Raw genomic sequence first — 4,653 nt, 5'->3', positions numbered from 1 at the left:
CGGATGATTATGATTATATATACAGCGAAGAAACAACAACAGTGCATCTAAAAAACGAGGATTTTTATGAAGTAACTAGATCAGATCAATATCCGAAATATGATAGATATTATCGAAGGGATCACGGGATATATTATGTGGTTACAGAGTTAGAAATGGAATCAATAGGAAGAGCATCCTATCCGAGTATAATAGATAATAAAGATGTTCCAAGACATAATCCAATAGTCTTTGGTTCAAAAGACTATTTTGTAGATTGCTTAGTGACAGAGCTTAAGGGTGAAGCGGTGATATATCTTGAAAGATTAATGAGTCGCGATGAAGAAAATAAATTGGTAAAAGAGTGGATCAGTATAAAAGATGGAATTGTTATCAAGAGCTATACTTTTTCTGAAGATGGAGCTGTAGAAAAAGAAATGGAAGCGTTGAGTATCCGTTATGAAGAAATAGAGGATAGTGTTTTTGTCGAGCCTCAGGATATAGCCTATGATGATATAACATTTCTTATTTATTCATATATGAATGAACCTTTGATAGACTTTCAAGATGCTATTAGCAATACATTTATAGAGGAACCATTTATACTTGATTTAATAAACAAAAAAAATAGCAAAAATATTTTGAAGATGCATAGTAGTGGAAAAGCAATGAACCAAATTGCCATAATGTCCGAGGTAAAAAATCATAAAGGTGAGACCTTAGAAATAATAGAATTTCACGATGGAGAATACTTTAATACAGTGGTGCCAGAGAAAAGAGTCGTTGAAAAATATAAGACATCCGTTTCAGACATGAAATTATTTGACTTTCATTCATTAGGATTTAGAGGAAGAAGAGAAACAGAGAAAAAAATTATATACACATTTCAAGACATGGGGAAAGGTAGTGTGAGTGACCTTATTATATTTTATGAATATAGTATTGATAAAGAAAGCGGGAGATTTGTAGAAATAGCTTCTTTTTTTAAGGAAAGCCCAATAGGCGAAGAAGTAGAGGGATTTAGACAAGAATATGTAGTAACAAATCTTAAAAAGGGGAATATGGCAATATTTGAGATACCAAAAGACTATGAAGTCATTAAACATGAATGGCATTATGATGGAGAATACGCTCCGGTTTGGTGGGAGTAACGCTAACTGTCTTAGTTTACCGAAAAAACAATATTTATATTGACTCTCACATTATGGTACACTTTATAATAAAGATGAGCTCAAGAAAACACATATATGTGAGGTAGAATCGATGTTAAAAATAGGAGATTTTTCAAAATTATCAAGGATTAGTATAAGGATGTTAAGGCATTATGATGCCTTAGGCTTGTTGGTGCCAAAAAGTATTGACGCTTCCAATGGTTACAGGTATTACAATGAAGAACAGTTGCAAATTGCAGCTAGAATCATAGCCCTTAAGGATATGGGCTTTGGTCTTTCAACAATATCTGAAATTCTGATAAAGTATGAGGATACAAAAGCACTGGCTGAATTTTTGTCAATAAAAAAGACAGAAATTGAAGCTCAAGCTGAAGAAGTCAAGCATCGTTTACGACGCCTTGAAACGACCATTAGTCGGTTGAGAAAGGATGATACAGCTATGAATTACAATGTCGTCTTAAAGACCTTACCGGAAAGATATGTTGCCAGTGTGAGAAAGGTTATTCCATCTTATGACCAAGAGAGCATACTTTGGAACACAATGATGGCAGAAACAGGAGATATGAACCTACAACCAGATGACCCGTGCTATAGTCTTGCAATTTTCCATGATGAAGGCTATAAGGAACAGGATGTAGACGTGGAGATACAAATGGCCCTTAAGGATCAACATTCAAACACGGAGCATGTTGTATTTAAAACAGTTTCCTCTATAGAAATCGCTTCAGCAATCTACAAAGGGAGCTATGATCAAATTACCGAAGTTAACCAAGTCGTTGCAAACTGGGTCAATGACAATCAATATGAATTTGATGGTGCCATGTTTTGCATTTATCATGTAAGCCCGGCACAAACACAAAACCCAGATGAATGGGTAACAGAAGTGTGCTATCCGGTCAAGAAAAGAAGCTTCGCTTCGTTATGAGCTCTGCTCATATTTCTGAACGGTTCGACAGGAAATGTCCTTAACGAATTCAGCCATGTTTCAAGGCTGAATACTGTAGTACGACTTTCCTAGAGAACAAGAAAAAATAGTGACAAAAGCAAAAAAACCATAAAATATTTGGGCCCCTATAATAACAGTTGCAAGAACAGAACTGTTATTATAGGGGATTTTTGTTGTAATAGAAGAAAACACTATGGTAAAATGGATATAATTGGAATGTGAGTGGTGACTAAGGCATCTTATAAATGTGTTTATTTAGGGAAGTGAAAAAGTGGAAAAAGATCATGATAAAAGTATTTCAAAGTATTATGGTACGAATCTGGCAGAGCTCTTAGCAGAGAAAATCTCTGAAGTTTATAAAGAATTTCCTCAAAAAGAGTATATTGGTGCCATTGGTAAAAAGTGTGAGGGCCTTAGTTATTCTAAAAGAGTAGAATTACACGCAGACGAGCTCTATAACTACTTGCCCAAGGAATTTGATCAAGCATCAAGGATTCTTGAAGCTATATTGGGAGAAGAGAATAAACATGAAACAGGCATGTTTAAAGAGTTCTATTGGATCTTACCAATTGGAAAGTATGTTGAGAAATATGGCTTGGCACATTTTGATAAATCCATGGATCTGATTGAAGAAATAACGAAAAGAAATACAGGTGAATATGCTGTAAGACCATTTATTAGGTTATATCCGAAGCAAGCAATAGAGAAAATGACAAAATGGGCAGAGTCAGATAATTTTCATCTAAGAAGACTGTCCAGTGAAGGATTGCGACCCAAGCTTCCCTGGGCAACAAAACTGGATACGTTTATTGAACATCCGGAACCGGTATTTGAGATATTAGAAAAGCTAAAAGAAGACGAAGTCATGTTTGTGAAAAAATCAGTAGCAAACCATTTGACGGATTGGTTAAAAGTAAACAAGGCGCCAACAGCAGAACTGATCAAAAAATGGGATCATTCAAATAACAAAAACACAAAATGGATTATTAAGAGAACTACAAGAAAAATAAGTATAGAAGAATAAAACTTGAATGTAAAAAATATAAAAAATATAGTTTGTTAATAAGAATAGGCCTGGTTCGATTCGTATATAATTCGGTGTTATAGTTTTACAGATTATTATAGGGGGGGCGACCATTGATAGATGGACACGTCTTAAATTATGAAACAAAAACAAAATAAAAGACGAGGATTCGAGATGAAAATAAAAAAAGAAGAAATAAGAGAACATATACGTAAAAGCTATGAAGCAGTCGCTTTGAAAGGTTCACAAGGATGTGGATGTGGATGTGGCTGTGGTAGTCAGGAAGATGAGCTAAAATCCTTCGACCTTAAGGATTTATCTTTAAAAATCGGGTATGCAGAAAGTGACTTATCTGATGTTCCTCAAAATGCCAATATGGGATTAGGTTGTGGCAACCCAATTATTCTAGCAAGTCTGAGAAAAGGTGAAACAGTCCTTGATCTTGGAAGTGGCGGAGGATTTGATTGCTTCTTAGCAAGAAAGGAAGTTGGTGACACAGGCTTCGTTATTGGGGTCGATATGACACCAGAAATGATTCGCCTATCAAGAGAGAATGCCCAGAAAAGTGGCTATACCAATGTAGAATTTAGGTTGGGTGAAATAGAGCATTTACCGGTGCCAGATGAATCTGTTGATGTCATCATATCGAACTGTGTCATAAATCTATCCCTTGAAAAAGAACAAGTATTTAAAGAAGCTTATAGAGTTCTTAAAAATGGCGGGAGATTATCAATATCAGATGTTGTTGCCACAGCAGACATGCCACAAAATATAAAACACGATTTGTCGATGATGGCAGGTTGTATATCCGGAGCAGCGTATTCAGGTGATATTGAAAGAATGCTTAAGAACGCTGGGTTTAGTCATATCAAAATGTACCCCAAAGATAATAGCAGTCAAATATTAAAAACATGGGCACCGGATAAAAATATACAGGACTTTGTCGCCTCTTTTGTTATAGAAGCACAGAAATAATAATACATCATAGTAGACAATCAGATGGATAGATCTTTAAGCAATATGATAAAATATTTGAAGTATGCCCTATGAAGATGATGATCTATAAGAAAAGGCGAATAAGACTTGGGAATCAATTGAAATCAATAGCGCCAAAGTGTATACTTATTTAAGAAATACATAAAGGCGAATAGTAATATGAAATATCTTAGTATTGCTATTGGATATAAAAAAGAGGGAAAAAAATGAGCCGAATTGATATTAGAGATATTCCGATTGTTCATGAGGAAGATGATTACTTAAATATTGAGAAATATGCCGATGCATTAACCAGATTTATCGTGACTTCAGACACCCCCATTACCATATCCCTTCAAGGTGAGTGGGGTAGCGGAAAATCATCTCTTATGAACATTATTAAGAAAAAATTGTGCGATCATGACAGCGATGAAAAATTTGAAGCGATATGGATTAATACATGGGAGTTATACCTTCAGGGTGAAGAAAAAGACATTATTGAACACCTATCCTATTTGATTTTGAAAGAAATTAATCGAATAGCGAAATCAAAGAAT

General features: G+C 34.9%; 5 protein-coding genes. All 5 read left to right on the top strand.

The genetic code is table 11. The annotated features are described in order from the left end of the window. A partial coding sequence (locus AC6F8J_RS15055) for a hypothetical protein (RefSeq protein ID WP_500724440.1) occupies positions 1-1,130 on the top strand: 1,130 nt, incomplete at its 5' end. Between the two features lie 112 nt (positions 1,131-1,242). Beyond that, positions 1,243-2,076 (top strand): GyrI-like domain-containing protein, encoded by an 834-nt coding sequence (locus AC6F8J_RS15050; protein ID WP_500724439.1) that lies wholly within the window; start codon positions 1,243-1,245, stop codon positions 2,074-2,076. Positions 2,077-2,368: 292 nt separating this feature from the next. Beyond that, a complete protein-coding gene (locus AC6F8J_RS15045) occupies positions 2,369-3,121 on the top strand; it encodes a DNA alkylation repair protein (RefSeq protein WP_500724438.1) in 753 nt (250 codons plus the stop codon). 138 nt (positions 3,122-3,259) lie between these two features. After that, a complete protein-coding gene (locus AC6F8J_RS15040) occupies positions 3,260-4,096 on the top strand; it encodes an arsenite methyltransferase (RefSeq protein WP_500724437.1) in 837 nt (278 codons plus the stop codon). Positions 4,097-4,323: 227 nt separating this feature from the next. Continuing rightward, positions 4,324-4,653, top strand: a 330-nt coding sequence (locus AC6F8J_RS15035; RefSeq protein ID WP_500724436.1) for a P-loop NTPase fold protein, incomplete at its 3' end; no start/stop codon positions are given.

Source organism: Petrocella sp. (assembly GCF_059865615.1).
The sequence above is the reverse complement of the archived record's forward strand: the minus strand, read 5'-3'. Positions and strand labels throughout refer to the sequence as shown.